Raw genomic sequence first — 4,286 nt, 5'->3', positions numbered from 1 at the left:
GCCTGCACGTCCTTGATGATGCTGTTGGTGTTCCAGTCTTTCACCAAAGTCCCGGCGCTGCTGTTGTTGCCCGTTCTGACGCTCTCGTCGCCCGCGATGCCGCTGATGCCCGACTTCGTGACGCTGCCTTGGCTGCTGTCTGAGCTACCGACTCCCGCGCTTCCGCCTGGTCGACCGCTGGCTTGGGCGCCGTCGGCCGCTCGCTTGTCCGCAGGGCTGTTGGCTCCGCTTTGATCGCCCGCCGCAAACCCAACATTGCCGCTGACGGCATAGCTGCTGCCTTCCGACGTGCTGCGGTTCACGATGTCGCTGATCGACAGGCTGCCGGACTTGAAGCTGTTGTTGCCCGCGTCGATCGCTGCCTGGGTGCTCTCGATGACGCCGCCCTTGAGGTCCGTGTTGCCCTTGACGTTGACGTTGAATCCGCCGTCGCCTGCCTTGATGCCCGACTGCTCGTTSACGCTCGCAAAGTCGCCATTCGCCTTGGCGCTCGCGGCGCTTCCACCGACGGTGCTGACGCCGTAGCAGATCGGTGGAATGCACAAGCTGACGTTCGCGCCCGAGCTGCTCTGTTTCGACACCTGGCGGCTCGTGTCCTGCAAGCTCTCGATGTTCAGGTTGCCGCCGACGACAGCTGCAACGCGTTCGCCATCAATGACGCCTCCCTTGATGTTCAGGTCACCGCCGCTCGCGATATTGACCGCCTTGCCGCCGCTGACGTGCGTATTGTTGTAGCTCACATCCGAGGCATCCTCGTTGCCACGGCCCCGACTAACGCCCAAATCAATCGTGAAGCCGTTCTGGCTACCTCCCGCGAATCCGACACCGATACTCGCGCCGCTGCTGCTGTTGGTGCCGTGGTGCTCGTAAGTGTTCTTGCTGGCTTCCAACGTGATGGCGTTGTCGGCACCGAGATTGACGGTGTTGCCGGCCGCGATGGTGGAGCCCACGGCGTGGATATTGGATTCTGCTCCGCCGCCGGTCGCCACGACAGTAACGTTGTTGGCGCCGACGATGCTCGATCCCACGGCCTCGCTCGCGTTCGTGGTGCTGCTGCTCTCGCTCTTGTTGCGGCTGACGTTGACGCTGACCTTGTAGTTCACCCCTCCACCGCTGGCCAATGCCTGCGCGGTATCGACCGCCTGACTGCCGGCCACCGCCAGATTGATGGCGCCTAGAGTTTGCATGCGGCTGTCGCCGGTGTCGCCCATCGCCTTGGCCGTGTTGCGGGTGTTGCGCAGGCTATCGGTGGAGATGCCGCCGACGCTCGCGCTTCCGCCGACCACCGTGCTGGAGTTGCGGCTGACTGCGAACGACTGCTCGGTGTTGAACGTTTCGTTGATGACGACATTCTTCGCAAGAATGTTCACATCGCCTCCAACGAGCGGACCTGCCTGGCCAGCGGCCATCACGCTGCTGGCGGTCTGGCGGTACGTTTCGCCGGCGACCAAGGTCACATTGCCTTGAAGGCTTGCGACCTGGCTGCTTGCCTGCGATACGCCGCTGCCACTGACCGCCTCGGCACTCTTGACGTTGCCGAGCGACGGATTCGTGCGAGTGCCGATCATGCCGCTCTTGCTGTTGGCGTCGAAGTTGCTGCGGGTGGTCGTGTTCTGKGCGCTCTCGATGGTGAGRTTGCGCCCGGCCAGCATGGTGATGTCGTTGTCCGCGACGACGGTCGCTCCCTGGAGCGTCGTGTCGCGACCGCTCACCGTTTGCAGGCTGCCTGCGGAGACGGTGGTGCCAACGGCCTGGGTGGAAGTCGTGGACCCGATGGAGGTGTCGCGGCCGGCGACCAAACTCATGTCCTTGTCGGAACGCAGTTGCGCGGCCTGCGCGTTGAGGTCGTTGCCGGTGGCGAGGCGCACGTCGCCGTTGGCGACGATGACGGAGCAATCGCGATTTCGCGGAGCTGCGGAGTTCAAGGAGCAGGACAACTCTGAACAAGGTCGAGTTGCACTGGTATCGGCGCGGTCGCCTCGGTCGCATCCGTGACCACCTGCGTGCAACTGAGGTCGCCTCGCCAGACAAAGTCGACGATGTAGACGCGGCCGGCGGTCGGGCGAAATCTCGTGACAAGCGGACCACAACTGCCGGTGCTGATCGGGAGGGTGCGCGGCGTGTTCGCTTGCTGCCAGTTGCCGATCGCCTTCACCTGAACGGCTTGGCGAGCGTCCACCTCATGCTCGATGTAGGGCTGTGTCTTGAACAACGCGCTGCGCGTTCTCTCGTTCATGCGAGCGATCCACGGGAAGACCACGCCACGCCCGCTGTAGGCCACGTTCCCTACCGTCTCGAAGCCTTGGCACGCCTCGCTGGCCGTGCTGACCGAATAGACAACGGCGTGACCTGCGCCGGAACTGCGCAGCACGAGCTTTGCCGCGTCCGGCGCGACCTCCCGAAGGCGGTCATCCAAAGCGCTCTCGTCTGCGGCGGCTTGGGGGTTGATGTCGCGGTACGCACAGCCTCCGAGCAAGAACAGCATGGCGACTATTGTCAATCGGGCGACGTTTCGGCCCATCTGATGCCTTTTTTTCATAGGGGCTCAGGGATCAATCCAAGACTGGTTCCCATGCACCCGGAAACGGAGGCTCTGGCGCAATCAGTCGCCACACCTCATTGGATTGCTTGCATCTGAACCATTTTTCCTTAAAGCCGAACGGTACAACTGAACTAGGCGGGACGCCACAAACCTCCTCAGTCAAGCCCGAGTTGATTTGGTCGGCGATCCGTTCGCTGAATCTTTGATATTCAGAAGATGAGCTGAAGCCGTTAATGACTTCCCAATGACAGGTATTCATGGCTTCACCGTCCGGAATGGACCCACTCTAAAGACTGAAGGGAATCCACTTCTATTCCCCACCACGCGAGATTCATTGCGCCGTCGGTGGATTCCGGCATCGAAGGGGTGACCTTCATTTTGAGAATGAAGATGGTGAATTGATTCTTCGTATGTCGGCATATCGCCCGCACCAAGTTTTTGGGTGAACCAATCCTTTGTGTTTTGCACGGCCTCCAAGAATTTTTCGTTTCTTGTCCATTCGTCACTCAATAATAGCCAAGAGTTTTTCTTCAGCAGCAACGCGCCAACCAATATTGACCTCTTGTATTCATTGTCGAGCAAGCACTCCTTATCAATCTCCATCCAATCATGTAGGTAGTCGTCCAAGAAGTATTTGAGAGCGGTATAAGGCGAGGTTAATTCGGTTTTCTCATCCGCGCTCAGGAGGACTTGAGCAGGCGGCTCGCCGTATCGGTCTCTAGCCAGAATCAGCGTAAAAAGTTTAGACCGGAACAACGTCCTGTCGGCCTTGGCGTGCTTGCTAAATCCAAATTCATGAAGATATTCGAAGCAATTTGAAGCAAATGCATATAACTCGTCACTGGTCACGATTGCGTTCATCTTCTCACCATTTTCCCGGTTTCGGATTCGTAGACTAGCCTTGACTCTTTAAGTGCTGAAAAATTGATCTCAACGTGTGGGCGATAAATCTCCGAAATCGATGACCCACCCCTTCTCAGCGGCCACTTGAAGAAGTTGACTCGCATAGGCTGCAATTCTTGCCGGAGACATCGCTTGAACACCATCTTGCTCGAAGCTATAGACATAAAATTTCGGCTCAAGTGTCCACTCGCCTCTAGCGATAAATCGATACTGCCCGGCATCGATAGTTATAGACCAAGGGGTCGATTCGACGATCATTGAAGCCCCGGTGAATTATTCTTGAACTGTGACGAGCGATACCTTTCTTGATAGCGTTGCAAACCGACTTCACTCGAATCCTCATATCCAAATTGGACGCCGCATCGTGGACAAATTTCATAGGACGGCGTCTTGCCATCCTCGCCCCATGGGAAAAACGGCGCGCAATTAAATCCACAAACACGGCAGAGGTGAAGATCTGCGATCATTTTGAATTTCAAAAGTCTAAATTGGTTTTAAATCCGTGTTGCGAAGGATCGGGCCTGAACACTATTCGAGGAGCACCACCCGAAGTTCTCACGGCGAAAGTATTGAGAGTGTGTCATACAACAATACATCGCCGCTATTGGCGGTTTTTGCGAGCATCCCAAGCGGCGGATTGACCAAAAAATTCTCAGCAGCCTCTGTGCATTGAGTTATGGATACTTTCCTTCGGTCGCGTAAAATAGATCTAGTGCCGATTTTTCAAAGGAGGCTGCAATTTCAGGAAACTTTCCCGATAGCCTATCAACTGTAAAACCGACAGCAAGTAGAAACCATTCTCGCCATTGGTGGATTATTCTATAGCTCGCCGCATCCATGA

At 57.1% G+C, this 4,286-nt stretch carries 4 protein-coding genes; all 4 read right to left on the bottom strand.

The window, feature by feature from the left end:
• Positions 1 to 1,925, bottom strand: a 1,925-nt coding sequence (locus AC1D2E_RS34905) for a hemagglutinin repeat-containing protein (protein WP_478201641.1), incomplete at its 3' end; no start/stop codon positions are given.
• Positions 1,922 to 2,485, bottom strand: a complete 564-nt coding sequence (locus tag AC1D2E_RS34900) for a hypothetical protein (protein ID WP_478201640.1) — start codon at positions 2,483 to 2,485, stop codon at positions 1,922 to 1,924. The genes AC1D2E_RS34905 and AC1D2E_RS34900, both read right to left, overlap by 4 nt.
• Positions 2,486 to 2,797: 312 nt before the next feature.
• Positions 2,798 to 3,403 (bottom strand): hypothetical protein, encoded by a 606-nt coding sequence (locus tag AC1D2E_RS34895; protein ID WP_478201639.1) that lies wholly within the window; start codon positions 3,401 to 3,403, stop codon positions 2,798 to 2,800.
• A 69-nt stretch (positions 3,404 to 3,472) separates the two neighbouring features.
• Complete coding sequence (locus AC1D2E_RS34890; RefSeq protein ID WP_478201638.1) at positions 3,473 to 3,703, bottom strand: hypothetical protein; 231 nt, start codon at positions 3,701 to 3,703, stop codon at positions 3,473 to 3,475.
• Positions 3,704 to 4,286 lie beyond the last annotated feature (583 nt).

The organism is Variovorax sp. P1_H2 (genome assembly GCF_056405295.1).
Note: the sequence above shows the minus strand (reverse complement) of the source record. Positions and strands in the feature narration are given on the sequence as shown.

Excerpts from the sequence above, each read along its gene's own strand:
- AC1D2E_RS34900 (WP_478201640.1), bottom strand. The coding sequence starts at position 2,485 with ATGCTGTTCTTGCTCGGAGGCTGTGCGTACCGCGACATCAACCCCCAA.
- AC1D2E_RS34895 (WP_478201639.1), bottom strand. The coding sequence starts at position 3,403 with ATGAACGCAATCGTGACCAGTGACGAGTTATATGCATTTGCTTCAAAT.
- AC1D2E_RS34890 (WP_478201638.1), bottom strand. The coding sequence starts at position 3,703 with ATGATCGTCGAATCGACCCCTTGGTCTATAACTATCGATGCCGGGCAG.